The 20,207-nt window shown below is 63.2% G+C and carries 18 protein-coding genes and 1 riboswitch; of the genes, 10 read left to right on the forward strand and 8 right to left on the reverse strand.

What is annotated here, in order from left to right; genetic code table 11:
- Positions 1-59: 59 nt before the first annotated feature.
- Both BMZ79_RS03090 and BMZ79_RS03095 read right to left on the reverse strand, forming a co-directional pair.
- Complete coding sequence (locus BMZ79_RS03090) at positions 60-1,334, reverse strand: CynX/NimT family MFS transporter (RefSeq protein WP_090636426.1); 1,275 nt, start codon at positions 1,332-1,334, stop codon at positions 60-62.
- Positions 1,335-1,379: 45 nt separating this feature from the next.
- A complete protein-coding gene (locus tag BMZ79_RS03095; protein WP_090636427.1) occupies positions 1,380-2,087 on the reverse strand; it encodes a FadR/GntR family transcriptional regulator in 708 nt (235 codons plus the stop codon).
- A gap of 236 nt (positions 2,088-2,323) precedes the next feature.
- Between BMZ79_RS03095 and BMZ79_RS03100 the strand changes: the two genes are divergently transcribed.
- On the forward strand, positions 2,324-2,776 hold the full coding sequence (locus tag BMZ79_RS03100) for a MarR family winged helix-turn-helix transcriptional regulator (protein WP_090636429.1): 453 nt from the start codon (positions 2,324-2,326) through the stop codon (positions 2,774-2,776).
- 199 nt (positions 2,777-2,975) lie between these two features.
- Here the strand turns inward: BMZ79_RS03100 and BMZ79_RS03105 are convergent, their stop codons facing one another.
- The 3 genes from BMZ79_RS03105 to BMZ79_RS03115 all read right to left on the reverse strand — a co-directional run bounded on the left by BMZ79_RS03105 (position 2,976) and on the right by BMZ79_RS03115 (position 5,127).
- Complete coding sequence (locus tag BMZ79_RS03105) at positions 2,976-3,452, reverse strand: glutathione peroxidase (protein WP_090636431.1); 477 nt, start codon at positions 3,450-3,452, stop codon at positions 2,976-2,978.
- A gap of 265 nt (positions 3,453-3,717) precedes the next feature.
- The gene (locus tag BMZ79_RS03110) at positions 3,718-4,308 is read right to left on the reverse strand and encodes a TetR/AcrR family transcriptional regulator (RefSeq protein WP_090636432.1); all 591 of its coding nucleotides are present in this window, start codon (positions 4,306-4,308) and stop codon (positions 3,718-3,720) included.
- A gap of 186 nt (positions 4,309-4,494) precedes the next feature.
- Positions 4,495-5,127 carry a hypothetical protein gene (locus BMZ79_RS03115; RefSeq protein WP_256252524.1) on the reverse strand — a complete coding sequence of 211 codons (633 nt, stop codon included), beginning with the start codon at positions 5,125-5,127 and terminating at the stop codon, positions 4,495-4,497.
- 188 nt (positions 5,128-5,315) lie between these two features.
- On the opposite strand from BMZ79_RS03115, the gene BMZ79_RS03120 reads away from it, so the two are divergent.
- Both BMZ79_RS03120 and BMZ79_RS03125 read left to right on the forward strand, forming a co-directional pair.
- Positions 5,316-5,795 (forward strand): GAF domain-containing protein, encoded by a 480-nt coding sequence (locus BMZ79_RS03120; RefSeq protein ID WP_090636434.1) that lies wholly within the window; start codon positions 5,316-5,318, stop codon positions 5,793-5,795.
- 175 nt (positions 5,796-5,970) lie between these two features.
- Positions 5,971-6,186 carry a KGG domain-containing protein gene (locus tag BMZ79_RS03125; RefSeq protein ID WP_090636436.1) on the forward strand — a complete coding sequence of 72 codons (216 nt, stop codon included), beginning with the start codon at positions 5,971-5,973 and terminating at the stop codon, positions 6,184-6,186.
- A 177-nt stretch (positions 6,187-6,363) separates the two neighbouring features.
- Here the strand turns inward: BMZ79_RS03125 and BMZ79_RS03130 are convergent, their stop codons facing one another.
- The gene (locus BMZ79_RS03130) at positions 6,364-6,825 is read right to left on the reverse strand and encodes a hypothetical protein (protein WP_256252525.1); all 462 of its coding nucleotides are present in this window, start codon (positions 6,823-6,825) and stop codon (positions 6,364-6,366) included.
- 308 nt (positions 6,826-7,133) lie between these two features.
- On the opposite strand from BMZ79_RS03130, the gene BMZ79_RS03135 reads away from it, so the two are divergent.
- Complete coding sequence (locus BMZ79_RS03135) at positions 7,134-7,946, forward strand: SDR family NAD(P)-dependent oxidoreductase (RefSeq protein WP_090636438.1); 813 nt, start codon at positions 7,134-7,136, stop codon at positions 7,944-7,946.
- A gap of 140 nt (positions 7,947-8,086) precedes the next feature.
- Here BMZ79_RS03135 and BMZ79_RS33510 read toward each other — a convergent pair whose 3' ends face one another.
- The gene (locus BMZ79_RS33510; RefSeq protein WP_143088876.1) at positions 8,087-8,563 is read right to left on the reverse strand and encodes a hypothetical protein; all 477 of its coding nucleotides are present in this window, start codon (positions 8,561-8,563) and stop codon (positions 8,087-8,089) included.
- Positions 8,564-8,769: 206 nt separating this feature from the next.
- A riboswitch (Lysine riboswitch) is annotated at positions 8,770-8,958 on the forward strand.
- Between the two features lie 304 nt (positions 8,959-9,262).
- Between BMZ79_RS33510 and BMZ79_RS03155 the strand changes: the two genes are divergently transcribed.
- The 3 genes from BMZ79_RS03155 to BMZ79_RS03165 all read left to right on the forward strand — a co-directional run bounded on the left by BMZ79_RS03155 (position 9,263) and on the right by BMZ79_RS03165 (position 13,866).
- Positions 9,263-10,534: an FAD-binding protein gene (locus BMZ79_RS03155; RefSeq protein WP_090636444.1), complete on the forward strand. Its 1,272-nt coding sequence runs from the start codon at positions 9,263-9,265 to the stop codon at positions 10,532-10,534.
- A 123-nt stretch (positions 10,535-10,657) separates the two neighbouring features.
- A complete protein-coding gene (locus BMZ79_RS03160) occupies positions 10,658-12,580 on the forward strand; it encodes a PAS domain S-box protein (RefSeq protein WP_090636446.1) in 1,923 nt (640 codons plus the stop codon).
- A 329-nt stretch (positions 12,581-12,909) separates the two neighbouring features.
- On the forward strand, positions 12,910-13,866 hold the full coding sequence (locus tag BMZ79_RS03165) for a ring-cleaving dioxygenase (protein ID WP_090636447.1): 957 nt from the start codon (positions 12,910-12,912) through the stop codon (positions 13,864-13,866).
- An 80-nt stretch (positions 13,867-13,946) separates the two neighbouring features.
- On the opposite strand, the gene BMZ79_RS03170 is transcribed toward BMZ79_RS03165, so the two are convergent.
- Positions 13,947-14,753: an AraC family transcriptional regulator gene (locus tag BMZ79_RS03170; RefSeq protein WP_090636449.1), complete on the reverse strand. Its 807-nt coding sequence runs from the start codon at positions 14,751-14,753 to the stop codon at positions 13,947-13,949.
- Positions 14,754-14,882: 129 nt separating this feature from the next.
- Between BMZ79_RS03170 and BMZ79_RS03175 the strand changes: the two genes are divergently transcribed.
- The 3 genes from BMZ79_RS03175 (at position 14,883) to helD (ending at position 20,110) form a co-directional block, all read left to right on the forward strand.
- Positions 14,883-15,737, forward strand: a complete 855-nt coding sequence (locus BMZ79_RS03175; RefSeq protein ID WP_090636451.1) for a phytanoyl-CoA dioxygenase family protein — start codon at positions 14,883-14,885, stop codon at positions 15,735-15,737.
- Between the two features lie 385 nt (positions 15,738-16,122).
- The gene (locus tag BMZ79_RS03180; protein WP_090636453.1) at positions 16,123-17,352 is read left to right on the forward strand and encodes a multidrug effflux MFS transporter; all 1,230 of its coding nucleotides are present in this window, start codon (positions 16,123-16,125) and stop codon (positions 17,350-17,352) included.
- Between the two features lie 307 nt (positions 17,353-17,659).
- On the forward strand, positions 17,660-20,110 hold the full coding sequence (gene helD / locus BMZ79_RS03185) for an RNA polymerase recycling motor HelD (RefSeq protein WP_090636454.1): 2,451 nt from the start codon (positions 17,660-17,662) through the stop codon (positions 20,108-20,110).
- Positions 20,111-20,207 lie beyond the last annotated feature (97 nt).

The raw sequence follows: 20,207 nt of genomic DNA on the forward strand, positions 1-20,207 counted from the left end.
GCGTACGGAGCATTAACGAAAAAAGCCCGCGGAAGCGGGCTTTTTCGGCGTTGCGCGGGTTAACGCCGCGGATGCGCATCCGGCTGCGGTTCCGGCGTCTCTTCATCCGCGAACACGAACCGGCCGCCTCGGGAAGGCGCCATCCCCGCGAGCAGCAGCGCGGCGGCCGCGAACGCGAGCAGCAGCATGGGCACGGTCCAGTTGCGGACGGCGTCGTGCAGGAGTCCGAACAGGAACGGGCCGACGGCCGCGAGCAGATAGCCGACCGCTTGCGCCATGCCCGAGATTTCGGACGCTTCCCGCGCGGTTCGCGTCCGGAGGCCGAAGAACATCATCGCCAGGCTGAACGAGGTGCCGCCGGCGATGCCGAGCGCGATGACCGGCGCGGCGGTCATCGCGAGCCCGCCGTTCGCGAGCGTCAGGCCCGCGAAGCCGGCGAAGTAGAAGCCGCACGTCAGGACGAGCAGCCCGAGCTGGCTCGACAGGCGCGCGGCCGCGATCGGCACGAGGAACGCGAACGGAATCAAGCCGATCTGCAGCAGCGACAGCATGTATCCGGCCTGCGAGTCGGTCATGCCTTGATCCTGCAGCATGCCCGGCAGCCAGGCGACGAAGACGTAGAATATGAGCGACTGCAGCCCCATGAAGAGCGTGATCTGCCAGGCCAGCCGCGAGCGCCAGACGGAACGGCGCTCGCGGGCCGGGTTGCCGGAAACGCGGACGACCTTGGCGTTATGCTTCAGCTGCGGGATCCAGAAGGCGGCGGCGATCAGGGTGACCGCCGCGATCGTCAGGAAGGTGCCGCGCCAGCCCAGCGCCGTGCCGTCCGCGATCGGCACGCTGACGGCCGACGCCGTGGCGGCGAAGACGTTCATCGCGATCGAATAGAGGCCGGTCATGAGGCCGATCCGCAGCGGGAATTCCCGCTTGATCAGCGCGGGCAGCATGACGTTGCCGGCGGCGATGCCGAGACCGGCGATGACCGTTCCGGCCGCAAGGGCGAAGGCGCTGCCGCCTTCTCGGGCCAGACCGCCCGCCAGCATGGCGAGCAGCGCGCCGAACAGCATGGCCTCCATGCCGAACCTGGCCGCGAGGCGCGGCACGAACGGGGAGAGGGCGGCGAACGCGAGCAGCGGCAGCGCGGTCAGCATGCCGGCAAAAGTGCCCGAGATCGGCATATCCTGCCGGATCCGTTCGATCAGCGGACTGAGCGACGTAATCGGCGTGCGCAAATTCGCGGCGATCAAGAGGATGCCGGCGAGCAGCAGGGCGGCACTCCGGCGCGGCTGCGCGTCCGCGTCCAAGAGCGCCGCAGGATAGGTTCGTTGGTTCATGATGATCAACACTCCATGCCGGTTATTTTTGAAGCGGGCAATTCATTAATCGTTCTCGGCAGCCGAGACGTCGGCCGACCGGGTCAAATCCCGAACCAGGCTTTTGTTCACGGCGATGTAGGCGTCGACTTCGGCGACGGCCCGGCCGGCGTTCCGCGCTTCGATCGCCTCCAGCAGACCGGGATGGCCGACGAGGGAATCGCTGCCGAACTCCGTCGAGCTCGCGATGGACAGCTGGATCTCTTCGAACAGGTTGGCGTAAATATCGGCCATCAACGCGTTATGCGCGGACGCGACGATCGCCCGGTGGAGCTGCCAGTCCGCTTTGACGAACCGTTCCAGGCTCTGCTCCCGGAACGAAGCCGTGCAGAGATCGCGGCACCGGCGGAGCTCGGCGAGATCCTCGTCCGTCCGGTTCAGGCACGCGAGCGCGACGGCCTGGCGGTCGAGGGCGTGACGGACCTCCATCGTTTCCAGCACCGTCGAATGGCGGATCCGCTTCCGCAAGATCGCGTTCAGCTCGCTCGTCGCCACGACGAAGGTGCCGTCGCCCTGCTTCGTCTCCAGCAGGCCGACGTGGACCATGGCGCGGACGGCTTCGCGCAGCGTATTGCGGCTGACCCCGAGCTGCTCCATCAGCGCGGTCTCGCTCGGAATGCGGCTGCCAAGCAGCCACGTGCCCGATTCGATCATCCGCTCCATCTCGGCGTACGTCTGGTCGGCGAGCGAGGTGCGGGTAACTTTGTTCAACAAAATGGCGTCTCCTTTCGTAACGCACGCAATCGCAATCCTATATTGCGCGATAAATCAAACGTAGGATGTTTGGTTGATTGGGTATGCGCGCCATGATACGCCGGCTGCTCTGCTTTGTAAAGCGATTCATCTAAAATATGGCCGTCAACGGTTAAAGGCCGAATGGATTGTGTAAAATTAAATAGGGCGTTATACTAGGTGGCACGAGGCGGTTACACGGGAAGGAGTGGAGGGTCATGGCGGATAACGAAGGGGCGTTCGGCATCGACGAGATGCTGTGCTTCGCCGTCTACGCGGCATCCCGGGAGCTCACGCGGCTGTACCGGCCAACGCTGGAGAAGGTCGGCTTGACCTATCCGCAGTACTTGGTCATGGTCATGCTCCGCCAGCACGGAGAGAGCAGCGTCACGGACATCGGCGAGAAGCTGCTGCTCGATTCCGGCACGCTGACGCCGCTGCTGAAGCGGCTTCAGGAAGCGGGGCTGATTTACCGGAGACGTTCGCAAGGCGACGAGCGGAAGGTCGAGGTCGGATTATCGGAACAAGGGCTGGCGCTAAGCGAACGAATCAAGGACGTGTCCAAGGACTTGTTTACCGAGCTGTGCAAGACCGAAGAACGATATTTCGAGCTGTTGAACTCGGCGCGCGCGCTGCTGCGGGACGCGCATGAGCTCGCAAGGCGGGAGTAAGCGCAAATAAGGAGCAGCCTGCAGAAGATTCTGCGCGGCTGCTCCCTATTTATGCGGCTATACTTAGGGAGATGATGAAGGTGGCCTTTCCTATCCGTCCAAGCTGATGCGTCCATTCTGATCCGGCTTCAATTCGCCTATTCGGTTCGGCCCGTGCTTGACCCGGTCTCTTGTCCGATCCTATCCGCGCAGGGCGGCTTTACAGAAGGGCCGCGACGTCCTTCTCCATCTGGGACGGCTTCTCGGCGGAGCCGAACCGTTTCAGCACCTTGCCGCGGCGGTCGACGAGGAACTTGGTGAAGTTCCATTTGATCGATTTGGAGCCGAGCACGCCGGGCGCGGCTTCCTTCAGATGCCGGAACAACGGATGAGCGTCGTCGCCGTTGACGTCGATCTTCCCGAACAGCGGGAAGGAGACGCCGAAGTTGATTTCGCAGAAGGATTCGACCTCCTCGTTCGAGCCTTTCTCGCCGCTGCCGAACTGGTTGGTCGGGAAACCCAGCACGACGAGGCCGGCATCCTTGTATTTGGCGTAGAGCGCCTGTAATTCTTTATATTGAGACGTAAACATGCAGTTGCTCGCCGTGTTGACGATAAGCAGTACGTTGCCTTCATATTCGCGAAGCGATTTCGTTTCGCCGCGCGCGGTCGTTGCTTGGTAATCGTAGATGGACATATGCGATCTCCCTTTCATCGTGTTTTCCAAAATTAAATTGTGCACGATGTTTATGCGACGCTTCTGAGTATAACGCCGTATTAGGCTTTCGTCAATTATATTTTTCGCAATTTAATTTTTCGCAATAAGCGGCAACCGACAACGCGGAATTACGCTGGCGGTCTGCCAATCTTGGGATTCGAATGCGTACGAACGAACGGGATCGCCGAATCCGGACAAATCAAAACCCCCCGACGCGGCGGTCGGGGGTTGACTTTTGGGGAGGTCAGGCGCGCGGAACGGCGCTCAGTTCCGTATCGATAAAACGTCTGATCCGGTCAAGCACGGAATCCATCGCATCCGGGTAGAGCTTGCGGAGCAGGATGCCGCCCTCGACGGCGGAGAAGAGGAACAGCGCCGCTTCGCGCGGCTCGATCCCGGGCTGCATCTCTCCGCTCGCGACGCCGTCCGCGATCGTCGCTTCGATGAACCCGAGGATGTCGTCCATCGCCGCTTTCGCGCGGCCGAACAGCGGTTCGGAGACGGCTTCGGCCTCGATCACCACGTTCGCGATCGGGCAGCCGCCGGGATAATCCATCAGGCAGTACGCCTCGATGTACGTCATCAGCCGTTCGACGGAGCCGGGAGGCGCGGCGTTCAGCCGATCCCGGATGATCGCCTCGACGGCGCGGCAGTTGTGGCCGAACGATTCGAGCGACAGCTCTTCCTTGTCGCGGAAATGATTGTACAGCCCGCCCTTCTGCAGCCCCGTCGCTTCCGTGATTTCCGACAGCGGGGTAGACAGGTAGCCCCGCTTGTTCAGCAGCAGGGACGTCGTTTCGATGACGTGCTGCTTCGTTCGTTCGCCCTTTCGCATGCGATTCCCTCCGTGCTTGCGCGTTTGCCAACATTGTAAGCCCGGGACCGCGGCAAGTCAACGGTTAAAGACAGACCGTTCGTTTTCATTAGAGGGAGACGCGAATACGTCGCCTGCCCCGATTGCCCGATGCAAGCAATCGAGTCGGCGCGAGAGGCTCCGCGACCGGCCGCATCGCGATGCCGCCTACTTCGCTTTCTCCCGGCCGCCGAACCGGCCGAAGCGCGCGCGGCGCACGTCGCGTTCGTCGGCGCGGCCGCGTTTTTGCGCGTACACGAACAAGTCCGTGATCAGCTTCGCGACGACGACGACGGCGACGTACAGCAGGAACAAGTAGACGTAGTTCATGCCGTTCAGGATGGCGAACAGATCGGCGGACACCATGACCGGCTTGACGACGAACGCGAACAGCGCGGACATGAGGACGGCGTACAGGTAGTAACTTTTGCCTCGGTTTACCGTCCATTGATAGAGCAGCATGTAGGTCACCGGCACGATGGACGTGTCGAGCGCCAAGCCCACGGGGAGAAACGGCATGAATTTGTAAGGATAATTCGTTAAGCCGTGCGTCGTCGTGGCGAGGTCGCTATAGTGGAACCACGCATGGACGTTCAATCCGTAGAAGCCGATCAGCAGCGCCTTGGAGCGATCGAGATACGCGCACAGCACGATCAGCGGCACGATCAGAAGCACGAGCAGCAGCCAGAACTGCCAAGTTCCCAAGTTGGAATAGGAGGTCCAGTAGTCGGACATCGCATCGGTCGTATCCTTCAGCATTCGGACGGTCTTGCGAAAGGCGCTCTCTTGCTCCGTCGTCACCGATTGCGCCCCCTTAACCTTGGTTTTGATGCTAGGCTTCCCTCCGCGGGAGTCGAAATATGTGAGTTCCCCGTCGTTTTTTCTAGCCTGTCCAAGGGCGGGACGGAAGGCGGCGCCTGTTGATCCGACGCGGATTGTGAGCTACAATGAACGGGCATTCCCATTCGCCATATAAGGAGAGCCATCCTATGTTTCATACCGAACGATACGATGGATCGCGGGAGGAGCAGTACGACCTCGTGATCCGTCAGCTGCAGGCGCTGCTGGAGGGCGAACCCGACCGGATCGCCAACCTGTCCAACGCTTCGGCGCTGCTCAATCAATTTCTGGACCGCATCAACTGGGTGGGGTTCTATCTCCATCGCGACGGCGAGCTCGTGCTCGGGCCGTTCCAAGGGCTGCCGGCCTGCGTCCGCATCCAACTGAACCGCGGCGTTTGCGGGAAAGCGGCGGGCGAGCGGCAAACGGTGCTCGTCCCGAACGTGCACGAATTCCCCGGGCATATCGCGTGCGACGCGGCCTCGCAATCCGAAATCGTCGTGCCGATCGTCAAGAACGGCGAACTGCTCGGCGTCCTCGATATCGACAGTCCGGAGCTCGAGCGCTTCGACGAGACGGACCGCAACGGCTTGGAACGCTTCGTCGACGAGCTCTTGCGGCATCTGTAAGCTAGACGGAAACCCGCCGAACGATCGGCGGGTTTTCTGTTTTTGCCCTTGCGCTTGCAGTGCGGGACTTTGGTCCTGTTTTCGGGATGAAGGGTTTATCTCGCCCGGACAAGGGTAAATAGAACATGTGAGCGGATGTTGCTCGCAAGCGATCAACCTGAAGGAGTGATTCGTAATGGCACAGCATGATGGCAAGATGAGCCGTGAAGAAGCAGGACGAATGGGTGGAGAAGCGACCGCGAGGACACACGACAGGGAATTCTACCAGGAGATCGGCGCCAAGGGCGGCAAGTCCAGGGGCGACGAGCGAAGGGACGACGGCAAAATGAGCCGCGAGGAAGCCGGGAGGCTGGGCGGCGAGGCGAGGGCCAGGCAACGGGACAGGGAATAGGCCCGTTCAGGCAGCTGCGAAACGGAGCGGCTGGGCGCGGAGTCCGACGCAGGTCATGCTCGAGTTAACGCGATGTTTAAGTTCATAAAGTTTCATGCGATTCCATAATTCACCCCTAAACAAGAAGCGAGCAGCCGCACGTGACGGCTGCTCGCTTTTTTTTAGGTTCGGCGCGGCTCAGGCGGACTGGTCCATGAGCGCCTCCCGGTAGGGGCGGAGCGATTCCGCGACGATCGCGCCGAAGAACGCGCCGTCGAGCTCCGGCAGCAGCGCCTCCGCGTACCGCCAGGCGTTCTCTTCGATCCGCAGCGCGGTCTCCAGACGCTCGCGCTCCGTGGTTCCGCGCTCCAGCAAGTCGACGAGCGCGGGCAGCTCGCCGTCTTCCGCATGGCCGAGCTCGTGGGCCAGAATGACGGCCGCGTACTCCCGCAGCCTTTCAGCCGAACCGAACAGCTGCATGCACTGTTCGGCGATCACGCCGCGGTACAGCGTGACGGCGTGGCTGCGCATGGCGTATTTGCCGCCGATCAACCGGCCTCCGGGGAAACGGTCCTCGACCGCGACCGCGGCGCGGCTGCCCGATTTGGCGAGGAGCCCTTCTATGATGTCTTCGTACGACCCGAGCGGCAATTCCTTCACCGGCCTTCCTGGATGAATAAGGCAATATGGATGCTATTATAGAGAACCGGCCGCGATCCGTCAACGATCGAGGCAGCGGCGGAGCGCGTCCGTGCGCCGTCTGCCGTTCGCCCGCCGTCGAAGGGAACGGCGAAACGGCCTGCATCGCGAAATAGACGTTGACAACGGTTGATCCGAATGGTTAAATAAAAATGAACGGTCTGTCTTTTTAATATTCGCCCGCTTGTTTGTTCTTGTTCTCTGATTCGTTCGCCAGTCGATTTCCGGCTTCACCGCGCCAAACATTCTTTCATTTCCGGAGGTTTACGATGAGCAAAGTATGGTTTATTACGGGTACGTCTTCGGGCTTCGGCCGCCAATTCGTGGAGCGGCTGAGCGGTACCGGCGACAAAATCGTCGCGACCGCGCGCAACCTGGACGACATCGCCGATCTGCAGGCCGCATCGCCGGACAACGTTCACATCGCCGCGCTCGACGTTACGGACAAGGCGCAAATTCAAGCCGCGGTCCGGGAAGCGGTCGAACGTTTCGGCCGTATCGACATCGTCGTCAACAACGCCGGCTACGGACTCTTCGGCATGCTGGAGGAATATACGGACGAGCAGATCCGCCGGCAGTTCGACGTCAACGTGTTCGGCATGCTTGACGTCATCCGAGAAACGCTGCCCGTGTTCAAGCGGCAGGGATCGGGCCACTATGTGAATCTCTCCTCGGTCTTCGGGGTGTGGGCGATTCCCGCTTTCAGCCTTTACGCCGCGTCCAAATTCGCGGTCGAAGGCTTCTCGAAGGCCATGGCGGCCGAACTCGCGCCGTTCGGCATCCGCACGACGATCGTCGAGCCGGGCATTTTCAAGACGGAATTCATGGGCGGATCCATGAAGCAGGCCGACCGGCTGCCGGAATACGCCCCGGTCTACGAAGCGTTCGACAGGAGCTACGCGGCGGTGCGCAAGGGCGAACAAAGCAAAGCGGTCGAAGCGATCATCGCGATGATCAACAGCGAGAATCCGCCGGAACATTTCCCGGTCGGTTCGACGGCGACGTTCGGCATCCGGGACCAGCTCGGCAAGCGGATCGAAGAGGCCGCGGCCTGGGAACAGGTTTCGCTGCTCGCGGATTGAATAAACGAGGGCCGTCACGTTCGCGCGCGATGGTCTTCCAGGCACGCGCAAGCGGCCGTCCCTGCCGAAGGGACGGCCGCTTTTGCGCTTTGCCGCGACCGGCTCAGGCGGCTTCGCCGGAGACCGGTTTGCGGAGCAGGTTATGCGCGAACACCCCCAGCGCGAGCAGAGGAACGTAACCGTACAGCAGCGCGCTCCCGGCGGCTTGCGCCGATGCTTTGAGCAGTTCGACGGCCGCGGCGTCCTCGGGCCAGGCGACCACGGCGAAGACGAAGGCCGCCGCGAGCCAGAGCGACGGCCGCCCGGACAGAGGCGTCGACGCGCGAAGAATGCGCATGCAGCCCCAGAGTTCGGGCTGGCTCCTTCTCGGGCGCGACGTCGTCGTACGGCAGCCATTTGGCGAGATCCGGCCACGCGCGGACGGGCGCTTCGATGCGCTGCAGGGCGGGCAGCAGGTTGTCGTGCAGCTCCCCGGCGTCCGTCAAGAACGGGTAGAAGCTAAGCGTCAGGCGGTTGGGACCGGCCTCCGCGCCGATCCGGGAGAAGTCGCAGGATTTGCCGGCGATCGAGAGCAGCTGGTCGAGCGAATCGACGGTGAACTGTTCGGACGGCTTCATGCCGGCAGCGCTCCTTCCCCGAAACGGCCAAACGGCCTCCCAACTCTTGGCATGGATAGAACTGAACGTAGCGTGGCCACGAAACGCGATCTTATACTAGCGCCGGCGGCCGCGGCCTTTTCATAAAGCACCATTGCTAGTGCTTCGTCAACTCATTAACATCCTGAATTGTTCGCATGATTAAATACTAAAATCCTCGTCCGCCTGGGCGAGGTAGAGGTCGCGATGATGAAGAGTACGCCGGAGGAAGCCCGGCAAGGCTGCCGATTCCGCCGGAAAGGCATCGTCGCCGAAGCCGCGGAGGCGTGCTGGCCGTCCCGGCTGGGGCCGCTTCCGAAAGGGGCGGAACTGTCATGCCGCCGCGTTCGGGCGGGGCATGTTGCGCTATCAAGGTCCAGGACGCACGAGGGAGCCGCAAAGCCGCCTTGTTCCGCATGGCGGCTTTTTTTGCGTCCGCGGATCCGCGCGACGGCAAACGGCCGGCCGGGAGCCGCGGCGCCATTCACGACGCGGGGCCGGGGGGCGCTGGTCGCCTATAGCGCGCGGAGGCCGCGGCGGGCCTTCGCTCTTTTTTGTTTGCCGCGGCGCCGCGCCCCCGGGAGGGAATCGCGCGCCGTTCGCGAAGTGTATGAAGGCAACCGGAAACGACGGTATGCGTCAGCATCACCAACATTCGCGCTCGCATGGAGGAATGAATCAATGGAACAGCATCGCAATTGGGCCGGCAACCTCGCGTACGCCGCCTCGAACGTTCAGTATCCCGAATCGGTCGCGCAGCTGCAGGAATTGACGGCTGCCGGCAGCACGGTCAAGGCGCTCGGCACGCGCCATTCGTTCAACGACCTCGCCGACACGGAAGGAACCCATATTTCGCTGCAGAAGCTGAACCGCGTCGTCGCGCTCGACCGTGAACGCCGCCGGGTTACGGTCGAAGGCGGGATCCGTTACGGCGACCTGTGCGGCTATTTGCACGACAACGGCTTCGCGCTGCATAATTTGGCGTCGCTTCCGCATATTACGGTCGCGGGCGCCGTCGCGACGGCGACGCACGGCTCCGGCGTCCGGAACGGGAACCTGGCCACGGCCGTGGCGGGGCTCGAGCTCGTCCGGGCGGACGGCGAGCTGGTCTCGTTCTCCCGGGACGACGCGACGGGCGACTTTCACGGCGCGGTCGTCGGGCTTGGCGCGCTCGGCGTCGTCGCGACGCTGACGCTGGACCTCGTGCCGGCGTTCGACGTCGCCCAGACCGTCTACGAGCATTTGCCGCTCGCGGCGCTCGAGACGCGTTTCGACGACGTCATGTCGAGCGCGTACAGCGTCAGCCTGTTCACGGATTGGAAGCAGGCGGGCTTCAATCAGGTGTGGGTCAAGCGCGAAGCGGGCGAGTCGGCGGACGGTCCTTCGGCCGCGGAACGGGCCGGCGCGACCCCGGCTGCATCGCCGCTTCATCCGGTGCCGGGCTTCTCCGCGGAGAACTGCAGCGCGCAGCTCGGCGAACCGGGACCGTGGCATGACCGCCTGCCGCATTTCCGGATGGCGTTCACGCCGAGCGCGGGCGAGGAGCTGCAGAGCGAATTTTTCGTGCCGCGGGCGCAAGCCTACGAGGCGCTGAGCGCCGTCGCGGAGCTGCGCGAGTCGATCGCGCCGCTGCTCTACGTGACCGAGGTGCGCAGCGTCGCGGCCGACGGTCTGTGGCTGAGCCCGAGTTACGGGCAGGACGCGGTGGGCATCCATTTCACGTGGAAGCCGGAATGGGAAGCCGTCCGCCGGCTGCTGCCGGTCATCGAGGAGCGCCTCGCGCCGTTCGGGGCCCGTCCGCACTGGGGCAAGCTGTTCACGATGGCGCCGGAGCGCCTTCGCACGCTGTACGCGAAGCTGCCCGAGTTTCGGCGCCTGGCGGCGGCCTGCGACCCGGAGGGCAAGTTCCGCAACGCGTTTTTACAAAAATTTATCGCCGAAAGCGGCAGCTAGCTGTTTCGATTCCGCGCGATACGTTTAGTTATTCAAGGGGCAAAAAGCATCCGTCCGGCGCGGCATCGGGGAGCTCCCCCAAGAATGAACGGGTACCATGCGGCTCGTCGGGAGGTAGGCTTCATGCAGGAATTGGACGTGGTCGGCCAGCAATCGGTATTTGAACACGCCTTTAAGCACGCGCCCATCGGCATCGCGGTCGTGTCGATCGAGGGCAATTGGATCAGCGTGAATGCGGCCGTCTGCCACATCTTCGGCATCTCGGAAGAAGAATTGCTCAGTCTGCCCGCGGCGGACTTCATCTATGCGGACGATGCCGGCGTCAACGCGCGCCTGATGCAGGAGCTGGTCGAAGGAAAGCGCCACACGATCGAAATCGAGAAGCCGTTCGCCCATCGAGGCGGCGGCACCATCTGGACGTCCCTGCACATCTCGCTGGCGCGTTCCGAGGAGGACGGCCAACCGCTCTATTATATCGCGCAGGTGTTGGACATCACGGCCAGCAAGGCGACGGAATTGAAGCTGCAGGAGAGCATCGAGCGCTACACGTCGCTCAAAAAATACAACCACGACGCCATCGTCTCGTTCTCGCTGGACGGCAAGATCATCAACGGCAACAACATGACCGAGCAGCTGACCGGTTACCGCATTCCGGACCTGATCGGGACGAGCATCGCCAACTTGATGGGGGAGCGGAATCTGCGCAACGTGCTGTCTGCGCTGGAGGATTACGCGGCGGCCGAGAACGGCATCACCCACGTGCGCCATAAGAGCGGCCACGAAGTGGAGGTGCTGGCGACGATCGCGCCGATCATCATTCACGGCAAGAACGTCGGCTTCTATCTGATCGCGAAGGACATGACGGAGCAGAAGCGGCTCATTATCGAGAAGGAAGCGGCGGAGAAGACGAACCGGGCGAAGAGCGATTTCCTGGCCATGATGAGCCACGAAATCCGCACGCCCATGAACGGCGTCATCGGCATGACGGATCTGATTCTTCAGACGACGCTGGACGACGAGCAAAACGAGTACGTCCAGATCATCAAGAAGAGCGGGGCGACGCTGCTCGCGATCATCAACGATATTCTCGATTTCTCCAAAATCGAATCGGGCAAGTCCGAGATCGTGGAGGAACCGTTCAACGTCCGGACGACGCTGTCGGATACGCTGAACGTCATTTTGCCGAAAACGCTCGAGAAGAACCTCGATCTGCGGACGTCCATCGAGCCGGACGTGCCTCCGATGCTGATGGGGGACGTGACCAAGCTGAGGCAGGTGTTGATGAATCTGCTCAGCAACGCGATCAAATTCACGCCGAACGGCGCGATCGCCGTTCACGTCAAGTGCGACGGCATGGAGAGAGACCGCGTCCGGCTGCGCTTCTCCATCCGCGATACCGGACTCGGCGTGCCGCCGGACAAGGTGCCCCATCTGTTCGATCCGTTCTACCAGGCGGATTATTTCATGACGCGGCAGTTCGAGGGTACCGGACTCGGGCTGGCCATCTGCAAGAAGCTCGTCCATCTGATCGAAGGCGAGATCTGGCACGAGGCTAACGGCGACCAGCCGGGGTCGACCTTCGTGTTCACGGGAAAATTCGGGCTCCTCGTGAATCCTGCGCAGCAAGCGGCGGAGGAAGACACGAAGGAATCGCCGTCCGACAATTCGCTGCGCATCCTGATCGCCGAAGACAACGAAGTGAACCAGATGGTGCTGAAGAAGATGATGGAGAAGCTCGGCTACAACTCCACCGTCGTCTCGAACGGCGCCGACGCGATCGAAGCGGTGAAGCGGATGCCGTACGACATTATTTTCATGGACATCCAAATGCCGCTTATGGACGGCATCCAGGCGACCAAGCACATCAAGGACATGCTGGCGGGGCACGAACGGCCTTACATCGTGGCCGTCACGGCGCATGCCTTGAAGGGCGACCGGGAACGCTATATCGCGGCAGGCATGGACGAATACATCAGCAAGCCGATCCAGATGGAGGCCGTCGCGCGGATCATCCGCACGTGCGAAGACTGGAAAGCCGTAACCTAGACGTCTCCGGGGGCGCGGCATGCCCGATATCCGATCGGCCGAAACGCCAAGCGCCCCGAGTGGGGCGCTTTTTTGCGCTTCGCAGCGCCGCGGACCGGCGCGGCGGTCTTTCGCTTATACGGGGATGCTTGACAAGGAACGCGCCGGCGTGCCAGCATGGAGAAGAACGGACCTAGGATAAGCAGGCGAGCGGAAGCAGGCGGATTGAAGACGTACGAACGAAGAAGCAAGAACGAAGAAGCGCGAATGAAAAGGCACAGACGAAGAGGCACAGACGAAGAGGCAGTGAACAATGAGGACGATTAGAAGCGAAATAAGGAGCGATCAACATGACCGATCGGACGGCAGGCATTCACCACATAACGGCGTTCTCGCGAGACCCGCAGGCGACCGTGGACTTTTATACAGGCGTGCTGGGGCTCCGGCTCGTCAAGCAGACGGTCAATTTCGACGCGACCGATACGTATCATCTCTATTTCGGCGACGAAGCGGGCTCGCCCGGCACGGTCATTACGTTCTTCCCTTCCGCCCGCGCGCGCGTCGGACAAGTCGGCGGGGGACAGGTCGGGGTGACGACGTTCGTCGTGCCGCCGGGAACCGCGGGCTACTGGGAGGAGCGCTTGTCGGACCGCGGCGTCGCGACCGAAAGGGAAGCGAGATTCGGCGAAACGTACGTGCGCTTCGCGAACGCCGAGGGACTGCGGATGGAGCTGATCGAGCGGGAGGAAGGCGCCGAGCGGAGCGCCGCGTACGCGGGCATACCGGCCGGCCGGGGCATCAAGGGCTTCGGCGGCGCGGTGCTGTTCAGCCGGGATCACGCCCGGACCGCCGCCGTGCTCGAGACGATTCTCGGCCTCGATAAAACGGACGAGAACGGCGAATACGCGAGGTACCGGTCGTCGTCGGCGATCGGCGGCGTAATCGATCTGCCGCTCTCGAACCTCGAATGGGGGAAGGGCGGCGTCGGCACGGTGCACCATATCGCGTTCCGCGCGCCGGACGAGGGCGCGCTTGCGCTCTGGCGGGAGCGGATCATCGGCTTCGGCCTGAAGCCGACGGAGATCAAGGACCGGCAGTATTTCAAAGCGGTGTATGTTCGCGACGAAGGCGGCATCCTCTTCGAAATCGCCACGGATCCCCCGGGCTTCGCGCGGGACGAGCCGTCCGGCGAGCTGGGGCGGAAGCTGATGCTGCCGGCCTGGTTCGAGCCGAACCGGGCGGAGCTGGAACGGGGCTTGCCGCCGATCGCCGTGCGGGCGACGGCGGACGCGGACGGCTTGGGCTAAGCGCCGCGCCCGGATAGGGAGCGCCCATTCGCCGTTGAACCGCCGCTGAACCGCTTATGACGGCTCAACTGCCGCGAGGACTACCGCCCGCGGCGATAGTCGCGGGGCGCCGCACCGTAGCGCTGCTTGAACAGTTTGGAGAAATGGAATTCGTCATAGAACCCGAGCGCCGCCGCGATTTCTTTCACGGCGGCGTTCGTCGTCTCCAGCGCCGCTTTGGCGGACGCAAGCCGCAGCTCCTGCATGTACCGGGCGGGCGACATGCCGGTGCGGGCACGGAAGCGCGCGAAGAACGCGGTGCGCGACAGGCCGCTGCGCCGCACGAAATCGTCGATCGGCGGCGGTTCGCCGATCCGCTGATGCATGCGGAACAGGATCCCGTCCAGCTCGGGATGACGGCTCTCGGCGTTCGCCGCCTGTTCGCGCGCCAGAACGAGCAGCAGCTCCTGCGCCGCATGCTGCGCGGTGAAGCCGTAGCCGACCGGATGGACGATGAGGCAGTCGATCAGGCGCTCGCACAGCAGGGACGCTTCCGGCAGCTTGGCGGTGGTCGCCGGCTCTCCGACGGCGAGTTCCAGCTGAAGCGCCATGTCGAGCGGATCGAAGTGGAGGAAGTAGAATTTCCAGTCGCCGCCTTCGCAGCGGTAGGCGCAAGGCTCGCCCGGACGGACGATCATGTACGTGCCGGCTTCCAGCCCGCGCGAGACGCCCCCGGATTCGAAGCGGCCTCCTCCTTCGAACGTCACGAAGATGCCGGGATACGGAAAGCCTTTCGGCTGCGCCGCCTGGTAGCCGTCGTCCGCGTGCACCTTCCAGATCATCTTGAAACGGAAATCGGGCAGGTCGAAAGGATCGTCGAGCCCGTAGGGAATGTTCATGTAGGCCATTGCCGTTCGTTCCCCCTGTCAGCGCGTCTTTGTGTACGATTATACATGTTTTCGCAATGGTCTTCCATGGCCGGAAGCGCTTGCGGCCCGTACAATGAAGCTATCACGGCATGGGAAGGGTGGCAAGCGATGTTCGTAAAAGTCGGAAGCCGGGAGCTGGAGCTCGGCGGCCCGGATTTGACGGAGCTGAGGGATTCGAGCGGAATCGGGGACGATATCGAAGCGCTGCGCGCGAGGCTGACGGAGGACGGCTATCTGCTGCTGCGCGGCTTTCACGACCGGGAGGACGTGCTGACGGCGAGGCGGGCCGTGCTCGAGAAGATGCGGCGGATGGGCAAGCTCGAGCGGGATACGCTGCTGGAGGAGGCCGTCATGGCGGACGGTTCCAAATCGCTCTTCTTGGGCGGGACGAACGAGGATCTGCCGGAGCTGCTGAACGTGCTGAACGGCAGCGCGATCATGGGCTTTTTCGACCGATTGTTCGGGGCGTCTTCGCTGACGTACCATTACAAGTGGCTTCGGGCGGTCGGCGGGGGCGATTATACGGGCGCGCATTACGACATCGTCTATATGGGCCGCGGCACGCATAACCTGTACACCGTCTGGACGCCCCTCGGAGACGTCGATTACCGGATGGGCGGGCTCGCGCTGTGCCTGGGGTCCCATCGGTTCGAAGACCTGAAGCGGACGTACGGCTCCAAGGACTCGGACCGGGACGGCGTCGGCCATTATACGGACGATCCCCTCGTCATTACGGGCAAGTTCGGCGGGCAGTGGGCGACGACGGAGTACCAAGCGGGCGACGTGCTGATCTTCGGCATGTACCTCATGCACTGTTCGCTCGAGAACACGACGAACCAGTACCGGCTCAGCGTCGACACGCGCTATCAGCCCGCGCACGAGGAGATCGACGACCGCTGGAGCGGCAAGAAGCCGCGCGCCCACTACAAAGACGCGCCGGTCTCGCCGCCGAACCCGGCTTAAGCAGGGAGCCGTCTGCGGTAGCTCGAATGAATCGCAGGCGGATGAAGGTAAACGATGGCCCTCCGCATGGCCGGCGCCCGGACGAAAACCCGGTTTCCGAGGATGCGGAGGGTCTTTGCGCTGTCTGACCCGGGTAGTTACTATACTAAAAGGTACCTGCTATTCAAGATTTCACTTCTTCCGGGCGGGGAGAACTCCGCCTATAATGGATACACGTCTAGGCGACCGCTTCGCGCGACCGGGAGAGCCGGCCAAGCACGGCGGAGCAGGGCAGAGGGGAGCTGCCCGCGCGGCCGGGTTGCCGACGACCATTCGCGACGGATTACGCTTCTCGATTCGCCGCAAGCCGCTATAGAGAATATAGATCCAGGATAGGAGAACCCGCGTGCAACCACAACCTAACAACCGTTGGCGGCTCGTGCTGCTGCTCGGCGCCTTCTCGGCGCTCGGGCCGCTTACGATCGACATGTACCTGCCGTCGTTTCCCGAAATCACGGCCGACTTCGGCACGAAGGCATCGCTCGTGCAATTAAGCCTGACGGCTTGCCTGATCGGCCTCGGGCTCGGCCAAATCATCATGGGGCCGCTGAGCGACGTTCACGGACGCCGCCGGCCCGTCATTATTTCGCTCGCACTCTACCTGCTGGCGTCGTTCGCCTGCGCGGTGTCGCCGAACATCTACGTCTTCATCGCGGCCCGCTTCATTCAAGGCTTCGCCGCCTCCGCGGGCATCGTCATCTCGCGGGCGGTCGTCCGCGACCTGTACAGCGGGCCGGAGCTGACCCGGTTCTTCTCGATGCTTATGCTCGTCAACAACCTGTTCCCGCTCATCGCGCCGGTGGCGGGCAGCGGCGTCATCTCGTTCACGACGTGGGTCGGCGTGTTCGTCGTGCTCGGCGCGGTCGGCATCACGCTCGTGCTGCTCGCGACCGCGGGGCTGAAGGAGACGCTGCCGCCGGAAAAAAGGATGGCCAGCAATTTCGGCCAGCTGTTCCAGGGCATCCAGACGCTCGTCCGCGACCGGCAGTTTCTCGGCTACGCGCTGGCGCAGGGCATCATGATCGGCGGCGTCTTCGCGTACGTGTCCGGCACGCCGTTCATCTATCAGAAGATTTACGGCGCTTCGCCGCAGCTGTTCGCGGTCTTGTTCGGCTCGAACGGCATCAGCCTGATCATCGGCTCGCAGCTGGTCGGCCGGCTGAACGGCAGGTTCTCGGAGCGGCAGTTCCTCGTATTCGGGCTGCTGCTGTCCGCCGCGGCGAGCCTGACGGCGCTCGCGGTCATCCTGCTGCACGGGCCGCTGTTCGCGCTCGTCGCGCCATTGTTCTGCTTCGTGGCCTCCATCGGGATCACGTCGACGGCTTCGTTCTCGCTCGCGATGGAATCCCAAAGCCACATGGCCGGCAGCGCGTCGGCGCTCCTCGGATTGCTGCCGTTCGTGCTCGGCGCGGTCACCTCGCCCTTGGTCGGCGTGGCCGGTGAATACTCGGCCGTGCCGATGGGCGTGATCATCCTGTCGACGAGCATGCTGGCGCTGCTCGCGTATTACGGCTTGGCGCAAAAGAAGAACCAGCCGGGCGTTAACGTTCCCGTCCGCCAGAAGCTGAGCTCGTAGGGCGTTAGAAGGGCGCGGTACGCGGCGGTTAACCGCCGCGTACCGTCCTGTCCGAGATAGGCTTCGCCATCAATAGCCGACTCCGATTGGCAACTCAAAAAAAAAAGCCGCAGGCAAATGCCTGCGGCTTTATGTATTGCGCATCACGTAATGCTATGGTAAGATGGAAACTCCATTGTGTCTTTTTTAAATTGTGGGTGTAGTAAGGCTATTTTACTTACAATTTAATAATATCACAGGGACGCACGGAATGTCAACTCATCGTTTGCATTCTCCATTACATGACGCAAAGGAGCGTGTTGTCGGCATGAGCAACGCAACGGACTGGGGACGGGAACGGGAACGGCTGGCGCTGGTGGAGGCTAAATTAGCGGCCAAAATCGCCGAGCTGGACCCGCAGGTCGACGGGCTGCAGGAACAGGCGGCGGACATTCGGAAGCGGTTTTGGGAAGAGGTCACGGTCAATACGAGCACGTCGGAGGACTACGAGGAGACGTTCTTCAGCATCCGGCAGCAGGAAGCGGTGCTGGCCGAACGGGAACGCAGCCAGCGGCTGCTGCTGCGGCAGCGGAACAATCTCCGGCGGCTGCAGGCGTCGCCGTATTTCGGGCGCGTCGATTTTCGCGAAGCGGGCGAGTCCGTCGAGGAGCCCGTCTACATCGGCGTCTCGTCATTCGCCGACGAGGAGGCGATGAGCTTCCTCGTGTACGACTGGCGCACGCCGGTCGCGAGCCTGTACTACGACCACGTTCCGGGACCCGCGTCTTACGATACGCCCGGCGGCACGGTCGGCGGAACCATGACGCTGAAGCGGCAGTACCGCATTCAGGACGGCGAGCTGCGGAGCGTGTTCGACGCGAGCGTGACGATCGGGGACGAACTGCTGCAGCAGGTGCTCGGCCACGGCGCCGACAACCGCATGAAATCCATCGTCGCGACGATCCAGCGCGAGCAGAACGCCGTCATCCGCGACGATCGCAGCCGCATGCTGATCGTCCAGGGCGCGGCCGGCAGCGGGAAGACGTCGGCCGCCCTGCAGCGGGCCGCGTACCTGCTGTACAAATACCGGGACCGGCTCAAGGCGGACCAGATCGTGCTGTTCTCGCCGAATCCGCTCTTTAACGGCTATGTCTCCACGGTGCTCCCGGAGCTCGGCGAGGAGAACATGCAGCAGACGACGTTCCAGGATTACCTCGACTATTGGCTCGGCAAGTCGTTCCGGCTCGAGGATCCGTTCGACCAGATCGAATACGCGTTGACGCAGACGGAAACGCCGGACTACGGCGCCCGTATGGCGGGGATGGCGTACAAGGCTTCCGAGGCGTACCGGCTGGCGCTCGACGCGTACGCGGCGCGGCTCGGGGAGGAAGGGCTGCGCTTCGCCGGCATCCGGTTCATGGGCCGGGAGCTCATCTCGGCGGAAGACATGGCGGCCCGCTTCTACGGCTTCGACCGTTCGATCCGGCTGCCGAACCGCGTCGCGCTGCTGCAGGAATGGCTGCTGCGCGAGCTGGCCGCGCTGGAGCGGAAGGAGCGGAAGGCGCAGTGGGCGCAGGAAGAGGCGCAATACCTCGACCGGGGGCAATATGCCGAATCGTACGACGAGCTGCTGCAGGAATACCGGCGCGACGAAGGCATCTTCATGTTCGCCGAGCAGTACGTCGAAGCCGACGACGCGATCCATAACCGGCGCGAACGGGTCGAGGACGTGTTCGATCTGGCCGACCGGGAAGAAGCGCTGCTCCGCAAGACGATCGTGAAGGAGCGCTTCAAGCCGCTGCGGCGGAGCGTGAAACGGTTGAAGTTCCTGGACTTCGCGGGCATGTACGGCCGGCTGTTCGAGAGCGGGACCTCCTACGCGGAGCTGACGAACGAGACGGACGCGCCGGCAGAGTGGGCGGACATTTGCCGCCAGACGGCGGAGAAGCTGAACCGGCGCGAGCTGTTCTACGAGGACGCGACGCCGTATTTGTACCTGAAGGAGCTGATCGAGGGCGTCCGGACGAATACGCAGGTGCGGCATGTCTTCGTCGACGAAGGACAGGACTATTCGGTGTTTCAGTACGCGTATCTCCGCAAGCTGTTTCCGCATGCGCGCATGACGGTGCTCGGCGACTTCGGCCAGGCGATCTTCGCGCAGGCCACCGAGCTGGGCGGCGCGGATTCGCCGCTGCTCCGGCTGTACGGCGAAGCGGACACGAACGTGATCCGGCTCGCGCGCAGCTACCGGTCCACGCGGGAAATCGCGGATTTCACGCGCGCGATGCTGGCGGGCGGCGAAGAGATCGTGCCGTTCGACCGGCCGGGTCCCAAGCCGCTGCTCGTCCGGACGGAGAGCGGCGACGCGCGGGCGAAGCGCATCGCCGCGGATCTCGCCGCGCTGACCGCGGAAGGCTTCGGCTCCGTCGCCGTCGTGACGAAGACGGCCGCGGAGGCCGAGGCCGCCCACCGCGCGCTGGCCGCTTGCGGCCGCGCGGACGCGCGGCTCATCGACAAGGCATCGCCGTCCTACGAGAAGGGGATCATGGTCATCCCCGCCTACCTCGCCAAGGGCGTGGAGTTCGACGCCGTGCTGATCCATGACGCCGGGGAGGAAGCGTACGCGCAGGAAAGCGAGCGGAAGCTGTTCTACACGGCGTGCACGCGCGCGATGCACCGGCTGACGCTGTACGCCGCCGGGGCATGGTCGCCGTTCGTGCGCGCGCTGGATCCGGCGCTGTACGAGACGGCGGCGGAGCCGATCGGACCGCGCGAATGAAGCGCGCGCCGGTCATGACAAGCGCGAATGCGCCGAAGAGCGGCAGTCCGGGACGGGGGTCCGTGGCTGCCGCTCTTTGCGTTACCGCTGTTTTCGC

Source organism: Paenibacillus sp. UNC496MF (genome assembly GCF_900113915.1).
Classification (GTDB): Bacteria; Bacillota; Bacilli; order Paenibacillales; family Paenibacillaceae; genus Paenibacillus_Z; species Paenibacillus_Z artemisiicola.

What these genes read in the sequence shown, in the direction of transcription:
- BMZ79_RS03155 (WP_090636444.1), top strand. Translation starts at nt 9,263, where the DNA reads ATGGAACAGCATCGCAATTGGGCCGGCAACCTCGCGTACGCCGCCTCG.
- BMZ79_RS03175 (WP_090636451.1), top strand. Translation starts at nt 14,883, where the DNA reads ATGTTCGTAAAAGTCGGAAGCCGGGAGCTGGAGCTCGGCGGCCCGGAT.
- BMZ79_RS03105 (WP_090636431.1), bottom strand. Translation starts at nt 3,452, where the DNA reads ATGTCCATCTACGATTACCAAGCAACGACCGCGCGCGGCGAAACGAAA.
- BMZ79_RS03100 (WP_090636429.1), top strand. Translation starts at nt 2,324, where the DNA reads ATGGCGGATAACGAAGGGGCGTTCGGCATCGACGAGATGCTGTGCTTC.
- BMZ79_RS03170 (WP_090636449.1), bottom strand. Translation starts at nt 14,753, where the DNA reads ATGGCCTACATGAACATTCCCTACGGGCTCGACGATCCTTTCGACCTG.
- BMZ79_RS03125 (WP_090636436.1), top strand. Translation starts at nt 5,971, where the DNA reads ATGGCACAGCATGATGGCAAGATGAGCCGTGAAGAAGCAGGACGAATG.
- BMZ79_RS03110 (WP_090636432.1), bottom strand. Translation starts at nt 4,308, where the DNA reads ATGCGAAAGGGCGAACGAACGAAGCAGCACGTCATCGAAACGACGTCC.
- BMZ79_RS03135 (WP_090636438.1), top strand. Translation starts at nt 7,134, where the DNA reads ATGAGCAAAGTATGGTTTATTACGGGTACGTCTTCGGGCTTCGGCCGC.
- BMZ79_RS03120 (WP_090636434.1), top strand. Translation starts at nt 5,316, where the DNA reads ATGTTTCATACCGAACGATACGATGGATCGCGGGAGGAGCAGTACGAC.
- helD (WP_090636454.1), top strand. Translation starts at nt 17,660, where the DNA reads ATGAGCAACGCAACGGACTGGGGACGGGAACGGGAACGGCTGGCGCTG.
- BMZ79_RS03160 (WP_090636446.1), top strand. Translation starts at nt 10,658, where the DNA reads ATGCAGGAATTGGACGTGGTCGGCCAGCAATCGGTATTTGAACACGCC.
- BMZ79_RS03090 (WP_090636426.1), bottom strand. Translation starts at nt 1,334, where the DNA reads ATGAACCAACGAACCTATCCTGCGGCGCTCTTGGACGCGGACGCGCAG.
- BMZ79_RS33510 (WP_143088876.1), bottom strand. Translation starts at nt 8,563, where the DNA reads ATGAAGCCGTCCGAACAGTTCACCGTCGATTCGCTCGACCAGCTGCTC.
- BMZ79_RS03165 (WP_090636447.1), top strand. Translation starts at nt 12,910, where the DNA reads ATGACCGATCGGACGGCAGGCATTCACCACATAACGGCGTTCTCGCGA.